Origin of the sequence: Nonomuraea fastidiosa (assembly GCF_042751225.1) — a bacterium.
Lineage (GTDB): Bacteria > Actinomycetota > Actinomycetes > Streptosporangiales > Streptosporangiaceae > Nonomuraea > Nonomuraea fastidiosa.
In genome coordinates, this window is the sequence record NZ_CP170570.1 from 212,691 (window position 1) to 237,982 (window position 25,292).

Below are 25,292 nucleotides of genomic sequence, written 5' to 3' on the forward strand. Positions count from 1 at the left end.
TCCTAGCCCTTGACGGCGCCGGCCATCAGGCCGGACTTCAGGCGCCGCTGGATGATTGCGAAGAAGATCAGGCTCGGGATCGTCGCCATGAGCGACGCCGCGGCCAGCGGGCCGAGCCTGGCCACCCCCTCCGGGCCGGTGAACCTCACCAGCGTCAGCGGGAGCGTCATGACGTCGGGGTCCTGGAGGATCACGAGCGCGAACATGAATTCGTTCCAGGACGAGATGAACGAGAACAGCAACGTCGCCACCACGCCGGGCGCGAGCAGCGGGGCCACCACGGTGGCGATGGCCCGCACCCGGGACGCGCCGTCCACCGCCGCGGCCTCCTCCAGCTCGGGCGGCACGGCGCGCACGTACCCCTGGAGCATCCACAGCGCGAACGGCAGCGTGAACGTGACGTGCACGAGCACCAGGCCGGGCAGCGTGTTCACCAGCTCCAGATCCCGCAGGATCATGAAGAGCGGAATGATGATCAGGATGAACGGGAACACCTGGCTGACCAGCACCCACCCGATCGCGATCTTGTTGACCAGGCCGCGGTAGCGGGCCATCGCGTAGGAGGCGGGCAGCGAGATCAGCACCGTGATCACGCTGGCGAACAGCGCCACCAGCAGGCTGCGCAGCGCCGCGCCCACCAGGTCCTGCTCGCCGAACGCGGCGCTGAAGTTGGCCAGCGTGGGCTCGCGCGGGATCCACGTGGGCTCCGTCAGCGCCATCTCCTGCGGCGTCTTCAGCGACGTGGACAGCAGCCACAGCAGCGGGAACGCCAGAAAGACGACGTACGCGAGCAGAGCGGCGTACTGGGCGACGCGCTTCACCTGGCCTCCCTCATCTGGCGCCACAGGTACAGGCCGAGCACCGCGAGCACGACGATGGCCATGGCCAGGCCGAGCATCGAGGCGTAACCGGCCATGCGGTACCTGAACGCCTCCTCGTAGGCGAACAACATCGGCAGCCGGGTGCGCCCGCCCGGCCCGCCCTGCGTGAGCACGTAGACCAGGCCGAACTGGTTGATGTTCCACACGAAGTCGAGCGAGGTGATCGCCACGATCACCGGGCGGAGCTGTGGGAGCGTGATGTTCCAGAAGCGCCGCCAGGTGCCCGCGCCGTCCATCGCGCCCGCCTCGTACAGCTCCTTGGGCACGTTCTGCAGGCCCGCGAGCAGCACGACCGTCGTCTGCGGCATGCCCGCCCAGACCCCGACCACGATGATCGCCGGCAGTGCCAGCGAGAAGTCGGCCAGCCAGTTGATGTGGGTGCCGAGCAGGTCGTTCAGGATGCCCGCGTCGGGGTGGTAGACGAGCTTCCACATCAGGCCGACCACGACCGGCGGCATCGCCCACGGCACCACCGACAGCACCCTGGCCACGGCCCGGCCCCTGAGCTTCTCGTTGAGCAGCAGCGCCAGGCCGAGCGCGGCAAGGAACTGCAACACCGTCACCGAGACCGACCAGATCGCGCCGATCTGGAACGACGCCCAGAACTCGTCGTCGGTCAGCAGCCTGGTGAAGTTCTCCAGGCCCACGAATGCGGTCTGGTGGTTACGGGTGTTGCGGGCGTCGGTGAACGCCAGGCCGATGCCGTACAGCAGCGGGCCCACGCTGAACAGCACCACCGGCACCATCGCCGGCAGCATCAGCAGCCACATCTCGCGCCGCTGCCGCGAGGCCGCGCGGTGCCGGGCTCCCGGCCTGCGCGGCGGCGCGGGTCGCGCCACGGTCGCCGTCACGCGCCGTCCTCCTTCCTCAGCGAGTGCTCGTAGCCGGGGCCGGCCGTCGAGGCGCGGATCGCCAGCCTGGGCGGAACGGTGACCCGCTTGGGCTCCCCGTCGTCGCCCTTGAGACGTTCGAGCAGCAGCTCGGCGGCCGCCTTGCCGCGCTCGGCCGAGCCGAGCGAGACGCTGGTCAGCGACGGCCACGACGCCGCCGCGAGGTCGGTGTCGTCCATGCCGACCACCGCCACGTCCTCCGGCACCCGCCGGCCCTGCTCGCGCAGCACGTCGAGCGCGCCGAGCGCGATCAGGTCGTTGGCGCACATCAGCGCGTCCACCTCGGGGGCGCGCGCGAGCAGCTCGGCCACCGCGCGCCGGCCCTCGGCGCGGTAGAAGTCGCCGATCTGCACCAGGTTCTCGTCGTAGGGCAGCCCCAGGTCCGCCAGCGCCTCCCGGTACGCGGCGCCGCGCGCGGCGCCCGGCACGGTGTCGAGCGGGCCGTTCACCATGGCGATGCGGCGGCGGCCGAGCGCGTACAGGTGGTCAATCGCCAGGCGGACGCCCGTGCGGGAGTCGGCGCGCACGTTGTCCACCCGCGTGCCGTCGGGCACCGAGCCGATGATCACGACGGGGGCCCTGGCCGCGGCCAGCATCTCCAGGTGGGCGTCGGTGACGCGCAGGGGGCTCATGATGAGGCCGTCCACGTACCGCTCGCCGAGGCTGTGCAGCACGTCGATCTCGTCGGCCACGACGGCGTCGGTCGAGTGCAGCACGAGCCGGTAGCCGGCCGCCTTCAGCACCGGCTGGATCTCCCGCAGCATCGCCAGGTACGCCGGGTTGCCGACGTCGGCCATCGCGAACGCGATCTGGTTGGTGCGGCGCGACTTGAGCGACCTGGCCACGGCGTTGCGCACGTAGCCGAGCTCGTCCGCGGCCGCCATGACCTTGCGCACCGTCTCCTGCCTGGTCGGCAGGCCGTTGAGGACCCGCGAGACGGAGGCGATCGAGACACCGGCGCGCTCGGCGATCGTGGTGATCGTGGGTCCGTCGGCCAAGGCTGTCCTTCCCTCGTGGTGTAAACGTTTACAGATGATCTGCTGTAAACGTTTACGGCGTGGGGGACATGAAACCTGCATGTAACTTGCAGGTCAAGTCACGATCGCATAACACCAGGTCAGCGGCGCTTTGAGCAAACCGATCACCACGGGACCGGGAACCGGGTCGGCCCCAATGGACCGCCCCGGCCCTTCGCGTGGGCTCCCCCGGCGCACGCCGACGGGCGCTTTTCCGTGAAGGTTCACCCGAGGCGGCCCCGCGCACGGACCGGCCTTCTGGGATCGGTCTTGCGCGCGCCTCCCGGAGGCGCATCCGCGCCCGTGTCCAGCACCTGCGGGCGTTGTTGACGACCGCCGTCGCGCAGCGCTGGGCGCTGCAGGCGCATCCGCGCCCGAGTGCAGCATGTGCGGGCGTTGCCTGCAGCGGGCCGGCACGCGCAGGTCGGCTCCCCCTCCGGACCCCGAGGGGACGGACCCGCTTGAAGCCGGCCCAGCGCCCGGCGCCTGAGCACGGCACCGCACGCCAACCTCCCTGCTTAGGTCACCGCCGGGAGCGAGTGCGTGCGCGCGGACCCTGGAACGCGCCTCAGGCACGGGCAGCGGCCCGGTCGGCTCAGTCGCGGACGGCGGCCCGGTCTGGGGCCGGATCCGGGGCCGAGTTCGGGGTCGGCTCCTTTCCCGGAGTCGAGGGCTCGGACGGGGCGGCGCTGGACAAGGCGAGGAGGGCGCGGATGGCCGGGGAGCCGGCCGCCGTGACCACGGCCGCAAGCACGGCCGGGATGATGAGCGCCACCGGCAGGGACGCCGCCTCCGCAACGAAGCCGAGCACGGCGGGCCCGAGCAGCAGGCCGCTGTAGCCGAAGGCGGTCACCATCGCCAGCGCCCGCCCGACCCGGCCGCCTGCCGCGCCCACGGCGCTGAACAGCACCGGCACCACCGTCGCCAGCCCCACACCGGCCAGCGCCCAGCCGGTCCACGCGCACACCACCCGCAGCGGGTCGCCCAAGATCGGAGACACGAGCACCAGGGCGTACCCGGCGGTCGCGAGGACGCCCGCGAGCCGGATGGTCAGCACGGAGCCGAGCCGTCCCCTGATCGGGTCGCCGAGCAGCCGGAAGGTCGTCATGGCGATCGAGAAGATCGTGTACGCGAGCGGCGCCAGCGCCGGGTCCGCCTCCAGCACCATCCTGGCGTGCAGCGCTGCCCAGTCGATGGCCGCACCCTCGCTCAGGTGCCCGGCGAACGCGGCCAGGCCGAGCAGCGCGATCAGCCCCCACTTGAGCCCGCCATCACCCCCGCTCCGGCCCGGCTTCCCAGCCCCTTGGCCAGGCTTGACGCCGGTCCCGGCAGGTTTCCCGGCGCCATCGCCCGCCCCTGGGGCACCCCCGCCGGCTTCTCAGCCTCCTGACCCAGCCCCGCGGTGGTCCCGGCCGATTCACCGACGCCCTCGCCCAGCCCTGCGGTGGTTCCGGCCAACTGACCAGCGCCCTCGCCCAACCCTGCGGCGCTCCCCGCCGATTCGCCGGGGACCTCGCCCGGAGCGCTCAGCCCGCCCGAGCCAGCAGAACCCTCGCCCGGCCCTGCGGCGGCTCCGGTCACTCCCCCGCCCGCGTCAACGGCCGCCTCTCCAGCGGGACCGGGGCGGGTGTAGGCGTCGGGGAGGAGGAGGCGGGCGGCCGGGAGGTACAGGAACGGCACCACGATCGCCGCCACCACCAGCAGCCCCTGAGCGTCCAGCCCGCCCTGGAGGACGAGCGAGGTGAGCCCGCCGCCGGCCGCGCCGCCGAGGCTCCAGGTGCCGTGGAAGGCGGAGATGATCGGCCGCCCGTAGCACCGCTCGACCTCGACGGAGTGGGCGTTCATGGCGATCTCCAGGACTCCCAGCCCCATCCCGAACACCACCGCGAGCACCATCAGCACCCAGGGCGACGGCGCCAGCGCGGGCCCGAGCAGGGCCACCCCGGACAGCGGCCCGGCGATCCAGCACAGCCGCCTGCTTCCCCACCGGTCCACCAGCCGCCCGGCGAGCAGCATCGACGCCAGAGCGCCACCGGAGATCAGCAGCAGGACCCGGCCGAGCAGGGCGGGCCCCAGATCGAGCCGGTCGTTGAGCGAGGGCAGCCCGGCGGCCCACACGCCCATGACAAGACCGGCGAGAAAGAAGAATCCGAAAACTCCGACACGAGCCCGTCTGGCGACTATGGCGCTTTTGTTCACGGCTAGAGCATAAACTGTGGATCGTGAACGGTGCTACGACGAGTGGCGAGCTTCGCGCGCACAACCGGGTCAGGCTGCTGCGCGCCGTGCACGACTGCGGAGCCACCCGCACCCGCTCCCAGCTCACCCGTGACCTGCGCCTGGCCAGGGGCACGGCCTCGGTCCTGGTGGCCGGCCTGGCCGAGGAGGCGCTGCTGCACGAGGAGCCCGCACCCGAGCACGGGCGCGGGCGGCCGACGCAGGTGCCGGGGCCGCATCCGTACGGGCCGGTCGCGCTGGCCGTGGACGTGCGCGAGGACGCCTGGGAGCTGGCGGAGTGCGAGCTGGGCGGCCGGATCACGGTGCTGGAGGTACGCCCGCACGACGGCACGCCGGAGGGCGTGCTCCGCCCGCTGGGCGAGGCCCTGGCCGCGCACCGCGAACGGCTCGGCAACCGATTCATCGGCGCCGGTGTCGCCCTGGCGGGTCCGGTACGCCACGGCGGCCTGGTGGACATCGCCCACCTGGGCTGGAACGCGGTGGACGTCCCCGCCCTCCTGGCCGCCGGCGCTCGCCGGGAGGGCGCGGCCGGGGCACCCGGAGAGCCGTCCGGGGCCGAGGTGGATGACGTCCCGCGAGGGGGCGAGGCCGGGACTGGACGGATTGCGTCCGGGATGCCGGGGATGCCGGTCGTCGGGAACGACACCGCGTTCGCGGCACTCGCCGAGGCGCGGCGGGGGCGGCTGCGTGACGTGCGCGTGGGCCTGCACCTGCACGTGGACTTCGACCTGGGCGGCGTCCTGGTGGTGGACGGGCGGCCGGTCGCCGGGGCGGGCGGCGCGGGCGCGGAGTTCGGCCACATGACGCTCACCGGCAGCGAGCGGCTGTGCGCGTGCGGGGCGCTCGGCTGCTGGGGCGCGGACGTGGGCGCGAACGCACTGCTGCGGCACGCGGGCCTGGCCCACGGAGGCGGGCGGGGCCGGGAGGAGGCCGAGCACGTGCTGGCCACCGACGCGGCGGCGGTCGAGGAGACCGCGCGGACGCTGGGGCGCGGCATCGCGAGCCTGGTGAACGCGCACGATCCCGAGGTGGTCACGCTGTCGGGGCACGGCCCTGAGCTGTACGAACGGGCCGGAGCGGCGCTCCTGGAGGCGTGCGAGCCGTACCTGATGGCGATCCGCCGCGAGCGGCCGCCGCGGATCGAGGCGTCGGCGCTCGGGTGGCGTGGAGCGCTTCTGGGTGCTATGGAGTCCGTGTTCGACGCGTTCCTGACCGTCGAAGGGCTGGAGATGTGGCGCGAAAACCACCCTGACCAGGCCCGCGACACGCCCGAACGGCAAAGTGTGACGCATTCCACCCCGGGCGGGGCCGGCCGTCATAACACGCTCGCGGAAGGCCCCGTACGCGATCTTGGCAGGCCAGGCGTCCGCGACCGGAGCGGAGGGGTCAGGAGGAGCGGGACGATCATGATCTGGGGGCGGGCGCCCGTCGCTCCCGTACGCGCACCGCACAGGACCGAGGCGACCCCCGAGCAGGGGTTCCGCACTCGACGGCGATCTTCGCCGGGGCCTCCTGCGCGACGGCGCACCGCGCGTCCGCCCAGCTCATGACGGGTCCCGGACGCCTCGGACCGATGCCCGCACCCGGCTCCTTCCACTCCTGCGAGAGCCGCCGCGACCGTCACCCTCCGCAGGGGTGACGGCGGGCCCGAGCGGCGCCGGATTCGCCCGAGCGAAGGGGGCATTCCGCCCTTTTAGGGCTACGGTGTGACAGAACGCGTGGTCGGCGGCATAGGGGTCAGCGGGGGCACCGTCGCGCCGGGCGCGAGGTGTGCGGAGGCCGCCGCATCGGGGTGACAGGCACGTTGACAGGGCGCTTTCCGCAACACGAACCGCTGGTATCCGCCATGATTAGCCACTGCACCACGGGTTACAGGACCCGAACGTAAAACTCCCCGAGGAGAGAACTGAGATGGCACTTCCCACTCTCACCCCCGAGCAGCGTCAAGCCGCTCTGGCCAAGGCCGCCGAGGCCCGTGCCGCCCGCACGGCCCTGCTGGCCAAGGTCAAGGCGGGCGAGCTGACGTTCGCCCAGCTGCTGGAGCGCGACGACGACATCGCGAAGAAGATCAAGGTGTCGCAGGCGCTGCGCGCCGTCAAGGGCGTGGGGCCGGCCAAGGCCAACGCGCTGATGGAGGAGGCGGGCGTCGACGAGAAGCGCCGCCTCGGCGGCCTGGGCGCCCAGCAGCGCAAGAAGCTGGTCGAAGCGCTCGGCTGATGCCGGGCGGCCAGGTCCGCGCGCGTGAGGCCGCGCGGACCGGCCGGCGACCCTGGCAGCCCAGGAGAACCCGGCGAGCGGAGCCGCCCCGCTCGGCCGGCGGGCCGCCCCTCAGGGAGCCCTCCCCCGGCTCCCGCCCAAGGGGCCACCCCCACCCCGCCGCCCAGGGCCACTCCTGCAAACGCCTCATCGCCCTCCGACGCCCCCGCCCAGCTGTCTGTCTCGGCGGCCCACCGCCTCCAAGGGCCCATCTCCGCACCCGGCAGCCCCCCGGCCTCCCAAGGGCGCGTCCCCACCTCCGCCACCCCACCGAGCACCAAGGGCACGTCCCCACCTCCGCCACCCCACCGAGCACCAAGGGCACGTCCCCACCTCCGCCACCCCACCGAGCACCAAGGGCACGTCCCCACCTCCGCCACCCCACCGAGCACCAAGGGCACGTCCCCACCTCCGCCACCCCACCGAGCACCAAGGGCACGTCCCCACCTCCGCCACCCCACCGAGCACCAAGGGCACGTCCCCACCTCCGCCACCCCACCGAGCACCAAGGGCACGTCCCCACCTCCGCCGGCCCACCGGCTGCCCAAGGGCGCGTTTCCGCCCGAGCAGCCCACGCCAAGGGCTCGCCCCGCTTCCGGCGCCCCGCCCCTCCGTCGCCGTCCTCCGGCTCGCCTGAGAGCCTCTTTCACGGCCTCTCGGCCGCCAAGGGCGCGCGAACCCTTCCGATGAGCGGTCCTGGCCGCGTCACGGCGGCAGAGCGAGTCTCACGGCCGGTCCGGCGAAGGCCGCGGCACACCCCGAGTCCGGCGGCAGGCGCATCCGCATCGGCGCCGGCCGCGACCAGCGCATCGGGCTGAGGCTCGGCCGGCGCTCGTCGTCAGTGGTGATCGGCGCATCGGCCAGGACGGAGCCGGTACGGCAGGTGAGGGCGCGGCCGGCGCACCGCGGTCAAGGGCGCCCGTGTCAGGCCGGGGCGACCGCGCGAAACCGGCCGAGGCAGGCGGCAGGTCAGGAGCGCAGGTACATCAGCACGGCGAGGACGCGGCGGTGCTGGTCGGTGTCCTCGGCGTACAGGCCGAGCTTGCTGAAGATGCTCCTGATGTGCTTCTCCACGGCGCCGTCGCTGATGACGAGCTGCCGCCCGATGGCCGGGTTGGAGCGGCCCTCGGCCATGAGTCCGAGTACCTCGCGCTCGCGCGGCGTGAGCTGCGCCAGCGGGTCGTCCTTGCGCCTTCGTACCATCAATTGGGACACCACCTGGGGATCGAAGACCGTGCCGCCCGCGGCCACCCGCCGCAGGCCCTCCAGGAACTCGTCGACGTCGACGACGCGGTCCTTCAGCAGGTAGCCCACCGCGCCCCTGGCGTCGGCCAGCAGGTCGTCGGCGTAGGAGACCTCGACGTACTGCGACAGGATGAGCACCGGCGCGCCGGGCACCCGCCGCCTGGCCTCGACGGCGGCCCGCAGGCCCTCGTCGGTGAACGACGGCGGCATGCGCACGTCGACCACCGACACGTCGGGCTTGTGCTCGGTGACGGCTTCGACGAGGGCGTCTCCGTCCCCGACCGCCGCCACCACCTCGCAGCCGAACTCCTCGAGCAACCTGACCAGGCCCTCCCTGATCAACACCGCGTCATCGGCCACGACTACCCGCACGGCACCTCCGCCACGATCACCGTGGGCCCGCCTTCAGGCGACTGGACGGTCAGCTCGCCGTCCACGGCGCGCAGCCGGTCGGCCAGCCCCGCGAGCCCGTGTCCCTTGGCGACGTGTGCGCCGCCGACCCCATCATCCCCGATCGTGAGCATGAGGGCGTCGCCGAGACGGACGAGCTGGACGGTGCAGACGGTGGCGCGGCTGTGTTTGGCCACGTTGGTGAGCGCTTCGGCGCAGACGAAGTAGATGGCGTTCTCGATGGCGGCGGAGTAGCGCTCGACGGTCTGTACGTCGAGATCGACGGGAACCGTGCAGCGGCCGGCGAGCGCGGCCAGGGCGGGCGCGAGGCCGCGGTCGGACAGAATGGGCGGGGCGATGCCGCGCGAGAGCGCACGCAGCTCGTCGAGGGTCTCGCGGGTGGCGTCGATGGCCGACTTGAGCGTGGCCTGGGCCGCCTCGGGGTCCTTGGCGAGCTGCCGCTGCGCCCTCGACAGCTCCATGGCGAGTGAGACCAGCCGCTGCTGCGGCCCGTCGTGGATGTCGCGCTCCAGCTTGCGCAGCGCGTTGGCCTCGGCGGAGACGGCGGCGGCGCGGCCTTCGGCGAGGTCGTCGATGCGCTCCTGCAGCTCGGCCACGCCGGTCAGCAGCGCCCGCCCGAGCCCGGCGCGCAGCAGCGCGGCGCCCCGGATGACGAACGGCTTCAGCAGCAGGAAGAACAGGCCGACGACGACGTAGAAGGCGGCGTTGACGAGGTAGCCGTCGCCGAGTCCGAGCAGCTCGGGCAGCTCGATGTTGCCGGGGATGCGCATGGTGATGATGCCGTACAGCGGCCAGGCGAGGCAGGCAAGGGGGACGATCCAGAACACCACCGTCACCACGAACGAGATGACCGCGAACGGCAGGTTGATGATGCCGTGCAGCAGGTCGAGCCAGGACTGGCCGCTCGTCAGGGGGTTGACCATGCGGCGGAAGCGGCCGGCCCCGGGCGGCGCGGGCTTGTAGCGCGGCCGTACGGGCGGCCGCTGCAGCACGTCGGCGAGCCATCCCCGCTCGGCGTCGGCGAACCCGCGCGCGATCAGCAGCGTCCCGGCCAGTAGCGGCAGCCCGATCCAGATGACCGCCGTGCCGACGCCTGCGGCCAGGCCGGTCACCATGAGCACGAAGCCTATGAGCGTGGTCGGGAAGCCGACCAGCGTGTATCGGGTGTCAAGGAGGACACGCCTCGTCAGGGAGCGCATGGCCACCACGGTAGGCGGCGGAACCCGGCGGATCGAGTGGGTGCACCGGTGTCCGGTGGTAGGGCTTGCCCTACCCCTGGTGGTGGTGGCGTGCCGACCGAAGGAGTGCGGCTCGCGTCAATGTGCGCGGGGCCGCGCGGCGGGAGCCTGGAGTGCGTCCGCTCTCCCCCGTGCGAATCGAGGCTCCCGTCATGACCGTGCTGCTGGACCGGCCCCCTGTCCAGGCGGCGCCGCCCGCGTCCCGGCCGGCGCCCGCGCGGCCCGCGCGTTCGCGCCGCGACCCGTTCATCGACCTGCTGCGCGTGGCCGGCATGGCGCTGATCGTCTTCCAGCACTGGACGATCCCGGTGCTCGACTACGAGGACGGCCGGCTGACGACCGGCAACGCGCTGGCCACGCCCGGCGTGTGGGTGGTCACCTGGCTGAGCCAGGTGATGCCGCTGGTGTTCTTCGCGGGCGGCGCGGCGAACGCGATCAGCTTCGCCCGCTCGGAGCAGGCCGGGGCGCAGGCGCCCGCGTGGCTGGCGGTACGGCTGCGGCGGCTGGCCTGGCCGCTGCTGCCGCTGGCGGCGGTGTGGATCCCGCTGCCGCAGCTGCTGCTCACGCTGGGCGTGCCCGCCCAGCCGCTGGAGGTGGGCGCGCGGCTGACCGGGCAGCTGCTGTGGTTCCTCGCGGTGTACCTGATCGCGGTGGTCGCCACCCCGTACGCGCTGCGGCTGCACGCCCGGCACGGCTGGCGGGTGCCGGCGGCGCTGGCGCTGGGCGCGGTGGTGACGGACGTGGCGCGCTTCTCGACCGGGTTCGATCCGGTGGGCTACCTGAACGTGGTGTTCGTCTGGCTTGCGGTGCACCAGCTCGGCTTCTTCTACGCCGAGGGCAGGCTGCGCGGCGCCGGGCTGCTGGCGGCGGGCGGGTTCGGCGCGGCGGCGCTGCTGGTGGCGTACGGGCCGTACCCGGGCAGCATGATCGGCCTGCCGGGCGCCGAGGTGTCGAACATGGCGCCGCCCACGCTGGCCATGCTGGCGGTGGGCCTGGGCCAGATCGGGCTGGCCGTGCTGCTGCGTCCGGCGCTGGTGCGGCTGCCGCTCGGCCGCCTGCTGGACTGGGCGGGGCCGCGCGTCATGACGGTGTACCTGTGGCACATGCCGGCCCTGTTCGCGGTGACCGGGGTGGTCGTGGTGCTGCTGGGCGTGGACACGCCGCGGCCGGGCAGCGTGCTGTGGTTCGCCGGGTGGCCGGTCTGGTTCGGGCTGCTGTGCCTGGTGATGTGGCCGCTGGTGAAGTGGTTCGCCAGGTTCGAGGCGCCGCCCGCGCTGCCGTACGGCAAGACCGGGACGCGCGGCATGCTGGCCGCGTCGGCGCTGGTCGGTGCCGGGGTGCTGACGCTGACCGTGGGCGGTTTCGCGCCCGGCGCGGGGCCGTTCCTGGCGGTCCTGGCGCTGCTCGGCGGCCTGCTGATGACCGTGCCCCGGCTGGAGTCCTGAGGCGGCGGCGCGGGCCCGGTGATGAGCCGGAAATACGGATGTCATACGCCGATCACGAGAATCGGGACATGACGCTGATTCGCCCGCTCGGCGAGACGGACCTGCAGGCCGTCGCCGACATCTACGCCCACTACGTGACGACCAGCGCGGTGACCTTCGACGAGACGCCGCCGGGGCTCGGCGACTGGCGGGCCAAGGCCGCCGCCATCTCGGAGGCGGGCCTGCCGTTCCTGGTGGCGGAGGTGGACGGGAAGGTGGCCGGGTACGCCTACCTCTCCCAGTACCGCCCCAAGCCCGCCTACCGCCACACGCTGGAGGACAGCATCTACCTCGCGCCCGAGCACACCGGCAGGGGCCTGGGCGGGCGGCTGCTCGGCGAGCTGATCGGGCGGGCGCGCGAGACGCAGGCCAGGCAGCTCGTCGCGGTGATCGCGGACACCGGCGACCCGTCGTCGGCGCGGCTGCACGAGAGGCTCGGCTTCCGCGCGGCGGGCCGGCTGAAGGCGGTGGGTTTCAAGCTCGGCCGCTGGATCGACACCGCGCTTTTCCAGCTCGACCTGCGCGCTTCCTGACTCGGGTGGCCTCCGGCGGTTCGAGCACCGGGTGAACTTCGGCAGGATAGGGGTGTGAGCCTTCTCGTTGACCGCCTGCCCGAAGACATCGACGCCGATCCCGACGAGATCTTCGACGCGTTCGTCGCGTGGAACGCCGAGCGGGGGCTCACCCTCTATCCCGCTCAGGAAGAGGCCCTCATCGAGGTCGTCTCCGGCAACAACCTGATCCTGGCCACGCCGACCGGGTCGGGCAAGTCGCTGGTGGCGGCCGGCGCCCACTTCACGGCGCTGACCCGCGACCAGCGCACGTTCTACACGGCCCCCATCAAGGCGCTGGTGTCGGAGAAGTTCTTCGACCTGTGCGCGATCTTCGGCACCGAGAACGTCGGCATGATGACCGGCGACGCGAGCGTCAACCCGGGCGCGCCGATCATCTGCTGCACGGCCGAGATCCTCGCGAACGTGGCGCTGCGCGACGGCGCCGAGGCCGACATCGGCCAGGTCGTGATGGACGAGTTCCACTTCTACGCCGAGCCCGACCGCGGCTGGGCCTGGCAGGTGCCGCTGCTGGAGCTGCCGAAGGTGCAGTTCATCCTGATGTCGGCCACGCTCGGCGACGTCACGATGTTCAAGGAGGACCTGACCCGCCGCACCGGGCGGGAGACCGCGGTGGTCAAGCACGCCGAGCGGCCGGTGCCGCTGGTCTACTCGTACCGGATGACGCCGCTGCACGAGACGATCGAGGAGATGCTCGAGGGCGGCCAGGCGCCGATCTACGTCGTGCACTTCACGCAGGCCGCGGCGATGGAGCGCGCCCAGGCGCTGATGTCGATCAACATGGCGACCCGCGAGGAGAAGGACGCGATCGCCGAGATGATCGGCGGGTTCCGCTTCACCACGCGGTTCGGCCGGGCGCTGTCGCGGCTGGTGCGCCACGGCATCGGCGTCCACCACGCCGGCATGCTGCCGAAGTACCGCAGGCTGGTGGAGCGGCTGGCCCAGGCGGGGCTGCTCAAGGTCATCTGCGGCACCGACACCCTCGGCGTCGGCGTCAACGTGCCGATCCGCACGGTGCTGTTCACGGCCCTGTCGAAGTTCGACGGCAACAAGGTGCGCAGGCTGCGCGCCCGCGAGTTCCACCAGATCGCCGGCCGGGCCGGGCGCGCGGGCTTCGACACCATCGGCTACGTCGCCTGCCAGGCTCCCGAGCACGAGATCGAGAACGCCAGGGCGCTCGCCAAGATCGGCGACGACCCCAAGCGGCGGCGCGGCTATGCCCGCAAGAAGCCGCCGGAGGGGTTCGTGGGCTGGAGCGAGGAGACGTTCGTCAAGCTCCAGGAGGCCGAGCCGGAGCCGCTCACCTCGCGGTTCAAGGTGAGCAACGCGATGCTGCTCGCGGTGATCAACCGTCCTGGCGACTGCTTCCAGGCGATGAAGCACCTGCTGACCGACAACCACGAAGACCGCAAATGGCAGCGGCGGCACATCAGCCAGGCCATCGCGATCTACCGGTCGCTGCTCGCCGGCGGCATCGTCGAGCAGTTCCCCGAGCCCGACGAGCAGGGGCGGCGGGCCAGGCTGACGATCGAGCTGCAGGAGGACTTCGCGCTCAACCAGGCGCTGTCGACGTTCGCGCTGGCGGCGTTCGACCTGCTCGACCGCGAGTCGCCGTCGTACGCGCTGGACATGGTCTCGATCGTCGAGTCCATCCTCGACGACCCGCGCCAGATCCTGTCGGCCCAGCTGAAGAAGGCCAGGGCCGAGGCCGTGGCGCAGATGAAGGCCGACGGCATCGAGTACGAAGAGCGCATGGAGCGGCTGGCCGAGGTCATGTACCCGATGCCGCTCGAAGACCTGCTGCTCGGCGCGTACGAGACCTACCGGCGCGGGCACCCGTGGGTGGCCGACTACACGGTCAGCCCGAAATCGGTGGTGCGCGACATGTACGAGCGGGCGATGACGTTCAGCGAGTACATCCAGTTCTACGAGCTGGCCCGCTCCGAGGGCACGGTGCTGCGCTACCTGGCCGACGCCTACCGCACGCTGTCGCGTACGGTGCCCGAGCACCTGAAGACCGACGACCTGGTCGACCTCATCGAGTGGCTGGGCGAGATGGTGCGGCAGGTCGACTCGTCGCTGATCGACGAGTGGGAGAAGCTGACCAACCCGGCGGCGGCGCTGGAGGAGGAGCAGCAGCTGGAGACCAAGGTGCGGCCGGTCACCGGCAACCCGCGGGCCTTCAGGGTGCTGGTGCGCAACGCGATGTTCCGGCTGGTCGAGCTGTGCGCCCTGGAGAAGGAGGAGGAGCTGGAGGAGCTGGCTCCCGACGTCGACTGGGGTGCGGCGCTCGACGCGTACTACGACGAGCACGAGGAGATCCTCACCGACGCCGACGCGCGCGGCCCCGCGCTGCTGCGCATCGAGGAGGAGGACGGCGTCTGGAAGGTGCGCCAGACGATCAGGGACCCCGAGGGTCACGGCGACTGGGGCATCGACGCCGAGGTGGATCTGGCCGCCTCCGACGAGGAGGGCCGGGCGGTCCTGCACGTGCAGGGTCTCAACCGGCTGTAACGCCGCCGGGGTCACCCGATGGGAGGCGGAGAAAGAACAAGCCGTGTGCCGGAACGGACTGGCAACGGGCGTCCCGGCACCGGCCTGTCACCTTCAGTGTCGGCCGGAAAACGTCGGAGATTCGTCATGGTCGTGTCGCAAGATCGTGACATTCCCGGTATCCAGCGGCCCGTGGCCGTGCGGACACGCCTGGCGCCTGGGCGATAACGCGTGGCGGTGCGGGCGGGCCGTTCACCACAATGAGGGAGGTGAACGACGAAGAGATCCGCCGCGTCCTGGGGCTGCTCTACCAGAACGACACCCTGACCGCCTTCGCCTCCCTGGTGCTCGGCCTGCCCGAGTGCCGGTCGCCCGAGGCGCTGCGCAAGCTGGCCGCCGGCGGGCTGGCCGCGTGCGACGAGAGCGGCAAGTGGCGCGCCACCCCCGAACGCTTCCGCGAGCTGCTGCGCTCGCACGCCGAGCCGGCCGAGCGGCTCAGCGAGGAGGAGCGGGTGCTGCGCACGTTCCTGGTGGACGGGCGGCTGACGACGCTGGCGATGCGGCGCGACAAGCGGCTCATCGTGCTGCGCTACGTCTCGCGCGTCTTCGAGCCGGGCGTGCGCTACCCCGAGAAGGACGTCGACGTCGCCCTGCGGGCCTTCCACGACGACTACGCGGCGCTGCGCCGCTATCTGGTGGACGAGGGGCTGCTGTCCCGCGAGGGCAACGTCTACTGGCGCAGCGGCGGCCCCGTGGACGTCTGACGGGTTCTCACGTCCTCAGGGCCGCCGCAGGGCGCTCGGCAGCCGGCGTGCCTCCCAAGACGCACGACCACGCCGCCTGCTGCCGTCAGCTCAGCGCGCGCAGCCTGCTCGTCCAGGCGTCCAGCTTGGCCTGCCACCGTTCGGGCGACTCGGGCCTGCCGGGCACGCCCGGCCGGGTCTGCCAGGGCAGCGGACCCTCGGCCCGCCGGTACTCCACGCCGATCGCGTCGAGCCTGCGCAGGTGCTCCTCAAGACGGCGCAGGAAGCCGGGCAGATCGCGATCCTCGGAGCTCCACACGGTCTCGGCGAAGGCGGCGAGCCGGGGGAAGGCCATGTAGTCGATCCGGCGGCCCGAGTCGATCAGCTCGGTCCAGACGCCGCACTGGGCGCCCAGCACGTGCCGGGCGGCCGGTTCGCCGCGCAGCTCGGCCGGGATCGGCTCGAAGGCGTAGACGTCCTCGAGCGTCAGCACCGTCCCGAACGGCACCGGCTCGTCCTCCCCCGGCCCCTGCCGGTAGTCGAAGTAGACGGAGGTGTTGGGGCAGTTGACGACGTCGTGGCCGCGCCGGGCCGCCGCCACCGCGCCCAGCTCGCCGCGCCAGGACGCGATGATCGCGCCGGGCGGCGGGCCGCCCTCCAGCACCTCGTCCCAGCCGACCATGCGCCGGCCGCGCTCGGCGAGGAAGTCGCCGAACTGCCGCATGAACCAGCCCTGTAGCTCCTCCTCGTCGCGCAGCCCCAGCTCGGCGATGCGGCGCTGGGCGGCCGGGCTCTCCTTCCACTGGTCCTTGGGGCATTCGTCGCCGCCGAGCACGACGTACGGGCTGGGGAAGATCTCCAGGACCTCCTCCAGCACGTTCTGGAAGAACGCGATCGTGGAGTCCTCGACGTTCAGCACGTTCCTGCCGACGCCCCAGGTGGTGCGCACCTCCAGCGGCGTGTCGAGGTTGCCGAGCTCCGGGTAGGCGGCGATGGCGGCCTGGGTGTGGCCGGGCAGGTCGATCTCGGGGACGACGGTGATCTGCCGCCGGGCGGCGTAGGCCACGACCTCCCTGAGGTCGTCCTGGGTGTAGTAGCCGCCGTGGGGGCGGCCGTCCATGGCGCCGTTCCAGCCGGTCTGGCTCTCCTTGCGCCACGCGCCGACCTCGGTGAGCCGGGGGTAGCGGCGGATCTCGACCCGCCAGCCCTGGTCGTCGGTGAGGTGCAGGTGCAGCACGTTGAGCTTGTGCAGCGCCATCAGGTCGATGAAGCGCAGCACCTCGTGCTTGGTGAGGAAGTGGCGGGCGACGTCGAGCACGCAGCCGCGCCAGGCGAAGCGCGGCGCGTCCTCGACGTACGTGCCCGGCACGGCGAGCGGCCCGCCGGGCGCCTTGCGGTACGCGGCGGCGGGCAGCAGCTGCCGGAGCGTCTGCGCGCCGTAGAAGGCGCCGGCGGGACCGCCCGCGACGATCTCGACGCGCTCCCCGACGCTCAGCCGGTACGCCTCCGGCGGCAGCTCGCCGAGCACCAGCCTGATCGCCCCCGACTCCGTGCCCGGACCCGGTAGCAGCTCGCCCCCGGTGACGGGGGCCAGCTCCCCGCGCAGCCAGGCCGCCACCTCGCTCAGCGCGGGATCGGCCGCGAGCGAGGTCCCGGCGTCGAGGACGAACGTCCCCGGCCTGGACTCCTGCATGACGGGCTTCGGAACGATCATGAACGTGCGGCTCCTTACGTGCAGGTGATGGTGGCGTCGGCGAAGTCGACGTGGTCGTAGTAGGCGTTGTCGCCGCCGTTGGTCGCGACCAGCCGGACGAATCGGGCGCCCTCGATGTTCGCGGTGACCTTGCGGGCCGGCATCGATCCGGTGATCAGGCCGGAGTAGGCGACGCGGCCGCCGTCCGCCCAGACCTCGAACCCGGCCGAGCCGTTCGCGCCCACCTCGTCGTCGATGCCGGCGAAGAACTGGACGGTCGTGCACCGGCCGCCGGTGTAGTACTCGATGTCGGCGGGCGCGTGCGCGCCGAGGCCCTTGGCGTAGCGGACGCCCTCGATGGTGATGGGCCTGCCGTCGCCTCCGGCCTGGTCGCCGTTGCTGGTGTCCTTCTCGACGGGGCCGAAGTGGTTCTTGACGGCCGTCCATTCGAGGTCGCTCACGTACGTCGTGCCGGGCCCCGGCCCCTTGGCGACCATGATGACGGCGGTGGCGGTGCGCTCGCCCTGCCGGAACTCGATCTCGTAGCTGCCCGGCGGGGCGGTCGCCGTGACGTTCCACCTGACCGTGAACGTCTTGCCCGGCTTCAGCAGGCCGGTCCTGGCCGGGGTGCCGGCCTCGATCGTCCAGCCCTGGGGCGCCTTCGCGGTCACCTCGATGTCGCGCAGCGCGGCGGTGGCGCCGGTGTTGGTGACGCGGGTGACGATCTCGCCGGGCACCCCGGGCTCCAGCACGGACGGCCGGTCGTCGCCGGGGAACTTCTGCGGGTCGGCCTCGAAGGTGACCAGCGGCGGCGCCTGCTCGTCCGCGTCGGTCGCGGCGACCCGGTAGAGCCGGGCGGCGTGCGCGGGCACCTGGGCGGCCAGCTCGCCGGTGGTGGAGGAGACCTCGCCGGTCCACAGCTCCTCCACGCGGTAGCGGCCGCTGCCGAGCCTGGCCGAGATGACGGCCGCCCGGTCGCTCTCGTTGAACAGCGCGATCGCCCGGTCGCCGTTCGCGAGGGGCTTGGCGAGCACGTGGTACCAGCCGTCGGTTTTGACGAACGTGCCGTGGACGCCGAGCGGGTCCTGGTTCACGGCGATGACCTTGGGGTTGGCGACGATCGACGCGGGCGCCTGCTGCGGGGGCGTCTGGAGGATCAGCGGGGCGGCGGCCATGGCCCACAGCGTCATCTGGGTGCGGTGCTCGGTCTCGGTCATGCCGGTGCGGCAGGCCTGGACGAGGTCGGGGTCCGCCCAGCTTCCCGGGCCCGCGTACTCGGCTCTGAGCTGGTTGAACTCCCAGATGGCGACCATGTCGGGGTAGGTGCCGTTGATGGGCTTGTTGTAGACGTTGGTGCGCCAGGTGGTGGCGCCCGCGTCCTTGCCCCACAGCCACGGGACGGTGCTGCCGTCCTCGTTGTTCATGGCGAACACGATGTCCTGGCCGAGCGCCTGCCGCATGGGCCGGTAGAGCGCCTCGGCGATCTGCTGGACGTTCTTGCCGGGGAAGTCGGCGGTGGGGATGTTGCACCAGTCGTACTTGACGTAGTCCACGCCCCAGGCCTTGATCTGGGCGGCGTCGGCGGCCTCGTTGCGGTACGAGCCGGGCCCGCCGCCCGAGCACGCCGTGGTGCCGGCGGAGAGGCTGAGCCCGAGCTTCAGCCCCTTGGAGTGGAGGTAGGAGGCGAGGCCGGCGATGCCGCCGGGGAAGCGGGTGGCGTCGGGGGCCAGCTTGCCGCCGCTGCGCTGGGCGGCCAGCCAGCAGTCGTCGATGATGACGTAGCGGTAGCCGAGCGGGGCGAGGCTCGCCATGGCGTCGGCGGCCTGGCGTACGGACTGCTCGGAGACCGAGCAGCCGAGCGAGCGGGTGCTCCACCCCATGGGCGGCGCTGTCAGCGGTGCGGTGGCGGTCGCCGCGGCCTCCGGCGGGGATAACAGGGCGGCCGTCAGAGGCAGGGCGAGAAGGGCCGCCCCGACCCTTGTGAAAGCGGTCTTGAGCATGCGCATGGTGCTCCTGGTCAGGCGGGGTTGAGGGTGGGATCGCCCGGCTCGATGACGAAGGAGCCGGAGGTGTAGGCCGGGGCGTACGGCTCGGTGACGCGCGCCAGCGAGCGGAAGTCGACCTTCATCTCGCTCTCGGTGATCCGGGTCCGTACGTAACCGCGCCGGCCGTTGAAGAACTTGACGTGCGGGTTCTCCTGCAGCAGGACGGTTGTGTCGGGGTATTCGTCCAGGCCGTCGCCCGCGCTCGTCACCGAGGTGGTGACCAGCTCGACGGCCACCGACTTGGACTCGGGGTCCTGGTAGTCGCGCTTGACCTCGCCGGCCCAGTGGGAGTGCACGTCTCCGGTGAGCACGACCGCGTTGCGCTTGTAGGTGTCGATGGCGGCGGTCAGCCGGTTGCGGGAGGCGACGTAGCCGTCCCAGCCCTCGTTGGAGTAGCCCTTGCCCTCGCCGTTCGTCCAGTCCATCTCCATGAAGAAGACCTGCTGGCCGAGCAGGTCCCAGGTGGCGGCCGAGTCCTTCAGCTCCTTGTCCAGCCAGGACTCCTGCTCGCTGCCGAGGATGGTCCTGTTGGGCTCGAAGCGCTCCATGCAGTCGGGGCCGACCGTGCCGCTCTTGCCGGTGCAGGCGTACAGGTCGCGGTACTGGCGGGTGTCGAGCAGGTGCAGGTTGGCGACCGCGCCCCAGCGGATGCTGCGGTACAGGTGCAGGTACGCCCCGTCGGGCTTCTGGGCGCGGCGCAGCGGCATGTTCTCGTAGTACGCCTGGAACGCGGCCGCCCGGCGCTCGAGGAACGGCGGGTCGGGCTGCTCGGGCACGTCGCCGGCCCAGGCGTTCTCGATGTCGTGGTCGTCCCACACCACGACCCAGGGGGCGATGGCGTGCGCCATCTGCGTCTCCGGGTCGGCCTTGTGCTGGGCGTGGCGCAGCCGGTAGCCGGCCAGGTCGAGGCATTCGCCGCCGGCCTGGTCGCGTACGGGGTACTTGTAGTCGCCGTACTCGTAGATGTAGTCGCCGAGGAAGGCGATGAGGTCGGGCTCGTCCTCGGCCATGCGCCGGTAGGGGGTGAACCAGCCGGCCTGGTAGTCGGCGCAGGAGGTGAACGACAGGTTCAGCGCCCTCGTCCTGGTGCCGGGCGCGGGGGCGGTGAGCGTACGGCCGACGGGGCTCAGCTCGTTCGCCGCCTTGAACCGGTAGAAGTACTCCGCGCCGGGCCTGAGCCCTTCCAGCTCCACGTGCACGCTGTGGGCGGACTCGGGCAGGGCCGTCTCGGCGCCGCTTCTCACGATCTTGCGGAAGTTCTCGTCCTCGGCGAGCTGCCATTCGACGGTCACCGGCCGGTCGGGCATGCCGCCGCGGCCGTCGAGCGCGATCGGGTTCATCGCCAGGCGGGTCCACAGGACCACGCCGTCGGGGGTGGGCTCGCCGGAGGCGACGCCGAGCTGGAAGGGGTCGGAGATGGGGGCGCGGCGGGCGGCACGCGCGGGGGTGACCCCCAGCGCGGCGGACATGCCCAGGCTGACGCCCCCGGCGAAAAGAGCACGCCGGGTGATCATGGGGGTCCTCACTTGACGGTGGCGTTGCCTTCGGCGACAGCCTGGTCGGCCGCCTGTTGCGGAGAGAGTTTTCCGAGATACATCTCGTTGAAGATCTGGTTGAGCTTCGTCTCGAACCCGGTGAAGCCGGTCGTGATCGGCAGGGGGAAGGTCGTGCCCTTCGCCTCCTCGGCGAACGGCGTGACGTCGATGCCCTTGGCCTTCCAGAAGTCCACGTAGCCCCGCTCCAGGCCGGTGAGCGCGGGGAAGACGTAGCCCTCGTCGGCCATCATCTTCTGGGGCTCCTGGGTGCCGAGCCAGGTGGCCAGCCGCATCGCCTCTTCGGGGTGCTTGCTCTTGGCGTAGACGGCCTCGGCCAGGCCGTTGAGGTTGACCGCGCGGCCCTGCGGCCCTTTGGGCATGGGCGCGACGCCCACCTCGAACGTCGACTCCGGGGCCACGAACGGCAGCAGCGCGTTGTTGGCGGGGAACATCGCGATCTTGCCCGCCTTGAACATGTCGGTGACCTTGCCGGTGGGCGGGTTGGTCTGGGTGGCGGGCGGCGACACGTGGTGCTTGTTGACCAGGTCCACGCCGAACTGCAGGGCCTGCACGGAGGCGGCGTCGTTGAAGACGTACGTGCCGAACGGCTTGTCGACGAGCTTGCCGCCGTTGGAGGCGATCCAGTTCATCCACTGCGTCTGGTAGTGGTTCCAGGACGCGAAGCCGTACGTCTCGACCTTGTCCGGGTCGAACCCGGCGTCGCCGGGGTGCTTGCCCGCCTCGTCCACGGTCAGCTTGCGCGCCGTCTCCAGCAGGGTCCCGGAGCCGTCGGCGGCCCAGGTGAGCTTGTCCGGCATCTCCACGCCGGCCTTCTTGAACAGGTCCTTGTTGTAGAGCAGGCCGACGATGCCCCAGTCCTTCGGGACGCCGTACATCTTGCCCTCGTACTCGAAGGAGGCGGCGACCGTCGGGTGGTACTTGGCGGTGTCCACCTTGACGGGGGCCAGCACGCCCTTGGTGACGTACTCGGGGAACTGGGTGGGGGTCATCCAGAACACGTCGGGCGCGGTGCCGGCGACCGCGTCGGCGGTGAGCTTCGTCCAGTACTGGTCGTACGGCAGCAGCTCGATCCGCACGTCGATGTCCGGGTTGGCCTTCTCGAAGGCCGCCATCACCTTCTCGTAGCCCACCTTCTGCTGGTCGTCCCAGAGCCGGTAGGTCAAGGTGACCTTCTCGCCGCCGCCGTCGCCGCCGCCGTCTCCCCCGCCCGTTCCGCATGCGGACAGGGCGAGCACGGAGGCGAGTGTGGTGGCGAGCCCTTTGACGAGCACATTGGCGAGCAACGCGCAGCGAATCGGGGGGTTCTTCAGCATTCGCTGACCTCTTCTTGCGGTCTGCGCCTGCCGGAGCAGGCTCACTTGAGGCCGGTGAGGACCACCGACCTGACGATGTACTTCTGGAAGAAGATGAAGATCACGACCATGGGGGCCAGCGCGATGAGGCTGCCGGCCATCATGAGGTGGTAGTCGACGCCGATGCCGTCCTTGAGCGTGGCGATCGCGACGGTGATCACCTTGGTCTCGTCGCCGCTCGTGATGATCAGCGGCCACAGGAAGCTGTTCCAGGACGAGATGATCGTGATGATGGCGAGGGTGCCGACAGCGCCAGGCACAGCGGCAGCAGGACGCGCAGCAGGATCGTCAGCGGCCCGGCGCCGTCGATCCTGGCCGCCTCCTCCAGGCCGGCGGGCAGCGTCTTGAAGAACTGCCGCATCAGGAAGATGCCGTACGGGGTGCCGAGCACGTACGGGATGAGCAGGCCGTACCAGGTGTTGACGAGGTCGAGCTCCCGCATGATGAGGAACAGCGGGATCATGGTCACCGCGCTCGGCACCATCATCGTGGCCACGAACAGCCAGAACAGCACGTCCCTGCCGCGGAAGCGGAGCCTGGCGAACGCGTACGCGGCGAACGTGGTGAACACGAGCTGCCCGGCGGTCAGCACCGCCGTCATGATCGCGGTGTTGAGTATGAAGCGCGGGAAGTCGCCGGACAGCATGGTGGCCAGGTTGTCCGTGGTCGGCGGCAGGCCGGGCAGCCACGGCGCGGTGGAGCTGAGCTGCGCCTGCGTCTTGAACGCGGTGAGCAGCACCAGCAGGTACGGGAAGACGGAGATGAACGCGCCCGCGACCAGCACGGCATAGAGCAGGGCGCGCCGGATCCTGGCGGTGATGGGAGTCATGACGGCCTCAGCTCAGGTCGTAGGTGGTGCGCTTGCCGAAGAACCTGACCTGCGCCACCGTGACCAGGAAGATGATCACGAAGAGCAGCGTGGACAGCGTGGCGGCGTAACCGAAGTCGAACTGCTTGAACGCGGTCTCGAAGATGCGGAAGTTGAGCACCTCGGTGCTGCGGCTCGGGCCGCCCGCGGTCATCGCGTAGACGGTGTCGAACACCTGGAACGCGCCGATCATGTTCGTCACCATGACGAAGAACATCGTGGGGTTGAGCAGCGGCAGCGTCACCCGCCAGAACCGCTGGGCCGAGGTGGCGCCGTCGATGGCGGCGGCGTCGTGCAGCTCCTTGGGGATGCCCTGCAGCCCGGCCAGGAAGAACAGCATGTTGTAGCCCGTGTACTGCCAGACGCTGACCAGGGCGACGGCGGGCAGCGCCCAGGCCGGGTCGGACAGCCAGTCGGGCCCGGTGATGCCGATCATCGCGAGCGCGCTGTTGATCGCGCCGTCGCGGGGGTCGAAGATCCAGCTCCAGATGAGGGCGAGCACGATCGGCGTGGCCATCCAGGGCACGACGAACAGCGCGCGATAGAACCGCATTCCCGTGATCTTGCGGTCGAGCAGCAGCGCGAGCGCCAGGGCGAGCACGGTCTGCAGCGGGATGCTGAGCAGCACGTAGCCGACGGTGACGCCGAGCGAGTGCCAGGTCTCGCCGTCGCCGATCAGCCTGCGGTAGTTGTCCAGACCGGCGAACTCGGGCGCCGACAGCAGCTCCCAGTCGAACAGGCTGAGCACGATGACGATGACCATGGGCAGCAGCAGGAACGCCACCACCCCGAACAGGCTCGGCCCGATGAACAGGTACGGGTGCCAGCGGCCCCGCCTGCGGGGCGGCCGTTCGGCTCGGCGGGCCAGGCCGGCGGCACCGGCGACACGGCGCTGCGCGGTGCCGCTGGTCATGACGGGTCCGTCGCCGTCGGGACCATGAGCCGCCTGGTCGTCTCCAGGCCCCACTCGTCGAGCGCCGCGATCGGGTCGCTGGATCCGCGCAGCCCGCCCGTGGCCTCGATGTGGGCCGCCCACTCCTCCCTGGCCTCGACCTCGGGCCGCAGGATGATGCAGTCGGGGTCGTTCACCCACCAGCGTGCGTGCAGGAACTCGCGGGCCGCGCCGGTGAGCCGGGCGCCGAGCTGGGAGGGCTGGCTGATGTCGCCGGACTTGGGCAGCAGCGTGGGGGCCATGTCGGGGCTGACCCGCATGATGTCGACCAGCCCGATGCTGGGCAGCATGGGCGCGCCGCAGCCGTGCAGCGTGGTGTCGGGTCCCGCGCCCTTGCGGATGAGCTCCAGGCCCAGCCGGTACGCCGCGATCGGGTCGATGTCCTCGTGCCGCCGCCCGGTCAGCGCCCCGGCGTAGATGTAGTCGAGCTTGAAGTGGCTGATGCCCATCCCGGCCAGCGTGCGGAAGACGTTCACCAGGTGCTCGGCGGCCTCGGGGTGGGTGACGTCGAGGACGGCCAGCTCCTGGTTCCACATGTGGCCGGCGTACGCGCCGCCCACCAGCCAGTCGGGGTGCTCGCGGTGGATGCGGCTGCGGTGGCCGACGAGGAACGGCGCGGTCCAGATCCCGGTCCGCAGGCCGGCCTCGGTGACGGCGTCCACGGCCCGCCGGAGCGAGCCGAACCCGGGCCTGCCCTCCAGCCAGTCGCCGATCTCGGCCTCGTAGCCGTCGTCGATGAGGATCATCTCGGCGCCGACCCCCTCGTGCTCGCAGAGCATGAGGTTGTCGATGACGTCGGTGTCGGTGACCTTGTCCCAGTAGCCGTACCAGGTGCACCACATGGGCGGGACGGCGGGGAAACGCTCCGGCGCGTGGCCGCGCGCCATCTCGTCGGCCCAGGCACGTAACGCCCGGTCGAGGCCGCCCTCGTAGCGGTGGTGGCGTACCGGGCCGTCGGCGGAGACGACCAGCCGGCCGCCCTCCTCGCGGACCCTGATGGAGGGCACCTGCTCGGGGCCGGGCGCCGACCACAGCTCGACCACCCCGCTCTCGCCGCCGTCCGGCTCGATGGCGAGCAGCCCCTCGCCCTGGAAGACGCCGTCGGGGACGGGGGTCTCCGGCCGGTAGGCGAGGATCTGGATCGTCTCGGTGGCCGCCCGGGGCGGCGCGTCGGTCCAGCGGTACCGGCCCGTGGGGCTCCAGGACTGCCAGCCGTGCTCGAAGATCCGAGCGTCTTGAGGGCGGCACCTGACGTCGCCGACGTCCGCGAACGGCATGGGGCTCTCACTTCCTCAGCAACTTACGAAGGAGCACTTCATTAGTAGCACCGGCTCTCACAGAGGGTCAATGCTCCGATTC

21 protein-coding genes are annotated in these 25,292 nt (G+C 71.6%); 6 read left to right on the plus strand and 15 right to left on the minus strand.

The genetic code is table 11. From position 1 onward, the window contains the following. Positions 1–2: 2 nt before the first annotated feature. The 5 genes from ACFMQL_RS00975 to ACFMQL_RS00995 form a co-directional block, all read right to left on the minus strand. A complete protein-coding gene (locus ACFMQL_RS00975; RefSeq protein WP_364066255.1) occupies positions 3–821 on the minus strand; it encodes a carbohydrate ABC transporter permease in 819 nt (272 codons plus the stop codon). After that, a complete protein-coding gene (locus ACFMQL_RS00980; protein ID WP_364066258.1) occupies positions 818–1,732 on the minus strand; it encodes a sugar ABC transporter permease in 915 nt (304 codons plus the stop codon). Before ACFMQL_RS00980 ends, ACFMQL_RS00975 begins: the two co-directional genes overlap by 4 nt. Then, positions 1,729–2,769: a LacI family DNA-binding transcriptional regulator gene (locus ACFMQL_RS00985; protein ID WP_378784167.1), complete on the minus strand. Its 1,041-nt coding sequence runs from the start codon at positions 2,767–2,769 to the stop codon at positions 1,729–1,731. Before ACFMQL_RS00985 ends, ACFMQL_RS00980 begins: the two co-directional genes overlap by 4 nt. A gap of 613 nt (positions 2,770–3,382) precedes the next feature. After that, the gene (locus ACFMQL_RS00990) at positions 3,383–3,955 is read right to left on the minus strand and encodes a hypothetical protein (protein WP_378784169.1); all 573 of its coding nucleotides are present in this window, start codon (positions 3,953–3,955) and stop codon (positions 3,383–3,385) included. Positions 3,956–4,035: 80 nt separating this feature from the next. Further along, the gene (locus ACFMQL_RS00995) at positions 4,036–4,986 is read right to left on the minus strand and encodes an MFS transporter (RefSeq protein ID WP_378784171.1); all 951 of its coding nucleotides are present in this window, start codon (positions 4,984–4,986) and stop codon (positions 4,036–4,038) included. Positions 4,987–5,009: 23 nt separating this feature from the next. On the opposite strand from ACFMQL_RS00995, the gene ACFMQL_RS01000 reads away from it, so the two are divergent. Both ACFMQL_RS01000 and mihF read left to right on the plus strand, forming a co-directional pair. Next, complete coding sequence (locus tag ACFMQL_RS01000; RefSeq protein WP_378784173.1) at positions 5,010–6,575, plus strand: ROK family protein; 1,566 nt, start codon at positions 5,010–5,012, stop codon at positions 6,573–6,575. Between the two features lie 361 nt (positions 6,576–6,936). Further along, entirely contained in the window at positions 6,937–7,242 is a 306-nt protein-coding gene (gene mihF, locus ACFMQL_RS01005; RefSeq protein ID WP_364066267.1) for an integration host factor, actinobacterial type, read from the plus strand. 1,008 nt (positions 7,243–8,250) lie between these two features. Here mihF and ACFMQL_RS01010 read toward each other — a convergent pair. Together ACFMQL_RS01010 and ACFMQL_RS01015 are read right to left on the minus strand one after the other, a co-directional pair. Further along, the gene (locus tag ACFMQL_RS01010) at positions 8,251–8,898 is read right to left on the minus strand and encodes a response regulator transcription factor (protein WP_364066269.1); all 648 of its coding nucleotides are present in this window, start codon (positions 8,896–8,898) and stop codon (positions 8,251–8,253) included. Continuing rightward, entirely contained in the window at positions 8,889–10,136 is a 1,248-nt protein-coding gene (locus ACFMQL_RS01015; protein WP_364066272.1) for a sensor domain-containing protein, read from the minus strand. Before ACFMQL_RS01015 ends, ACFMQL_RS01010 begins: the two co-directional genes overlap by 10 nt. 191 nt (positions 10,137–10,327) lie before the next feature. Here ACFMQL_RS01015 and ACFMQL_RS01020 point away from each other — a divergent pair, with 191 nt between their 5' ends. The 4 genes from ACFMQL_RS01020 (at position 10,328) to ACFMQL_RS01035 (ending at position 15,488) form a co-directional block, all read left to right on the plus strand. Next, positions 10,328–11,620 carry an acyltransferase gene (locus ACFMQL_RS01020; protein WP_378784175.1) on the plus strand — a complete coding sequence of 431 codons (1,293 nt, stop codon included), beginning with the start codon at positions 10,328–10,330 and terminating at the stop codon, positions 11,618–11,620. A gap of 68 nt (positions 11,621–11,688) precedes the next feature. Next, positions 11,689–12,192: a GNAT family N-acetyltransferase gene (locus tag ACFMQL_RS01025; protein WP_378784177.1), complete on the plus strand. Its 504-nt coding sequence runs from the start codon at positions 11,689–11,691 to the stop codon at positions 12,190–12,192. 54 nt (positions 12,193–12,246) lie between these two features. Beyond that, on the plus strand, positions 12,247–14,745 hold the full coding sequence (locus tag ACFMQL_RS01030) for a DEAD/DEAH box helicase (protein WP_378784179.1): 2,499 nt from the start codon (positions 12,247–12,249) through the stop codon (positions 14,743–14,745). 239 nt (positions 14,746–14,984) lie between these two features. Continuing rightward, positions 14,985–15,488, plus strand: coding sequence for a DUF2087 domain-containing protein (locus ACFMQL_RS01035; protein ID WP_378784182.1), 504 nt, complete (start codon positions 14,985–14,987; stop codon positions 15,486–15,488). 85 nt (positions 15,489–15,573) lie between these two features. On the opposite strand, the gene ACFMQL_RS01040 is transcribed toward ACFMQL_RS01035, so the two are convergent. From ACFMQL_RS01040 to ACFMQL_RS01075, 8 genes are all read right to left on the minus strand, one after another. After that, a complete protein-coding gene (locus ACFMQL_RS01040) occupies positions 15,574–17,181 on the minus strand; it encodes a beta-N-acetylhexosaminidase (protein WP_378784185.1) in 1,608 nt (535 codons plus the stop codon). A gap of 14 nt (positions 17,182–17,195) precedes the next feature. After that, a complete protein-coding gene (locus ACFMQL_RS01045) occupies positions 17,196–19,040 on the minus strand; it encodes an NPCBM/NEW2 domain-containing protein (RefSeq protein WP_378784187.1) in 1,845 nt (614 codons plus the stop codon). Between the two features lie 137 nt (positions 19,041–19,177). Next, positions 19,178–20,719: an alkaline phosphatase D family protein gene (locus ACFMQL_RS01050; protein ID WP_364066288.1), complete on the minus strand. Its 1,542-nt coding sequence runs from the start codon at positions 20,717–20,719 to the stop codon at positions 19,178–19,180. An 8-nt stretch (positions 20,720–20,727) separates the two neighbouring features. Continuing rightward, complete coding sequence (locus ACFMQL_RS01055) at positions 20,728–22,074, minus strand: ABC transporter substrate-binding protein (RefSeq protein ID WP_378784189.1); 1,347 nt, start codon at positions 22,072–22,074, stop codon at positions 20,728–20,730. A gap of 41 nt (positions 22,075–22,115) precedes the next feature. Then, positions 22,116–22,373, minus strand: coding sequence for a hypothetical protein (locus ACFMQL_RS01060; RefSeq protein ID WP_378784192.1), 258 nt, complete (start codon positions 22,371–22,373; stop codon positions 22,116–22,118). Further along, positions 22,301–22,942 carry a carbohydrate ABC transporter permease gene (locus ACFMQL_RS01065; protein ID WP_378784194.1) on the minus strand — a complete coding sequence of 214 codons (642 nt, stop codon included), beginning with the start codon at positions 22,940–22,942 and terminating at the stop codon, positions 22,301–22,303. The genes ACFMQL_RS01060 and ACFMQL_RS01065 overlap by 73 nt, the downstream gene beginning before the upstream one ends. Positions 22,943–22,949: 7 nt before the next feature. Then, a complete protein-coding gene (locus tag ACFMQL_RS01070) occupies positions 22,950–23,894 on the minus strand; it encodes a sugar ABC transporter permease (protein WP_364066295.1) in 945 nt (314 codons plus the stop codon). Continuing rightward, a complete protein-coding gene (locus tag ACFMQL_RS01075; RefSeq protein WP_364066297.1) occupies positions 23,891–25,210 on the minus strand; it encodes a glycoside hydrolase family 36 protein in 1,320 nt (439 codons plus the stop codon). Before ACFMQL_RS01075 ends, ACFMQL_RS01070 begins: the two co-directional genes overlap by 4 nt. Positions 25,211–25,292 lie beyond the last annotated feature (82 nt).

Excerpts from the sequence above, each read along its gene's own strand:
- ACFMQL_RS01045 (WP_378784187.1), bottom strand. The coding sequence starts at position 19,040 with ATGGGGTGGAGCACCCGCTCGCTCGGCTGCTCGGTCTCCGAGCAGTCC.
- ACFMQL_RS01020 (WP_378784175.1), top strand. The coding sequence starts at position 10,328 with ATGACCGTGCTGCTGGACCGGCCCCCTGTCCAGGCGGCGCCGCCCGCG.
- ACFMQL_RS01055 (WP_378784189.1), bottom strand. The coding sequence starts at position 22,074 with ATGCTGAAGAACCCCCCGATTCGCTGCGCGTTGCTCGCCAATGTGCTC.
- ACFMQL_RS00990 (WP_378784169.1), bottom strand. The coding sequence starts at position 3,955 with ATGGTGCTGGAGGCGGACCCGGCGCTGGCGCCGCTCGCGTACACGATC.
- ACFMQL_RS01025 (WP_378784177.1), top strand. The coding sequence starts at position 11,689 with ATGACGCTGATTCGCCCGCTCGGCGAGACGGACCTGCAGGCCGTCGCC.
- mihF (WP_364066267.1), top strand. The coding sequence starts at position 6,937 with ATGGCACTTCCCACTCTCACCCCCGAGCAGCGTCAAGCCGCTCTGGCC.
- ACFMQL_RS01065 (WP_378784194.1), bottom strand. The coding sequence starts at position 22,942 with ATGACTCCCATCACCGCCAGGATCCGGCGCGCCCTGCTCTATGCCGTG.
- ACFMQL_RS01035 (WP_378784182.1), top strand. The coding sequence starts at position 14,985 with ATGAGGGAGGTGAACGACGAAGAGATCCGCCGCGTCCTGGGGCTGCTC.
- ACFMQL_RS01075 (WP_364066297.1), bottom strand. The coding sequence starts at position 25,210 with ATGCCGTTCGCGGACGTCGGCGACGTCAGGTGCCGCCCTCAAGACGCT.
- ACFMQL_RS01015 (WP_364066272.1), bottom strand. The coding sequence starts at position 10,136 with ATGCGCTCCCTGACGAGGCGTGTCCTCCTTGACACCCGATACACGCTG.
- ACFMQL_RS01070 (WP_364066295.1), bottom strand. The coding sequence starts at position 23,894 with ATGACCAGCGGCACCGCGCAGCGCCGTGTCGCCGGTGCCGCCGGCCTG.
- ACFMQL_RS01040 (WP_378784185.1), bottom strand. The coding sequence starts at position 17,181 with ATGATCGTTCCGAAGCCCGTCATGCAGGAGTCCAGGCCGGGGACGTTC.
- ACFMQL_RS01050 (WP_364066288.1), bottom strand. The coding sequence starts at position 20,719 with ATGATCACCCGGCGTGCTCTTTTCGCCGGGGGCGTCAGCCTGGGCATG.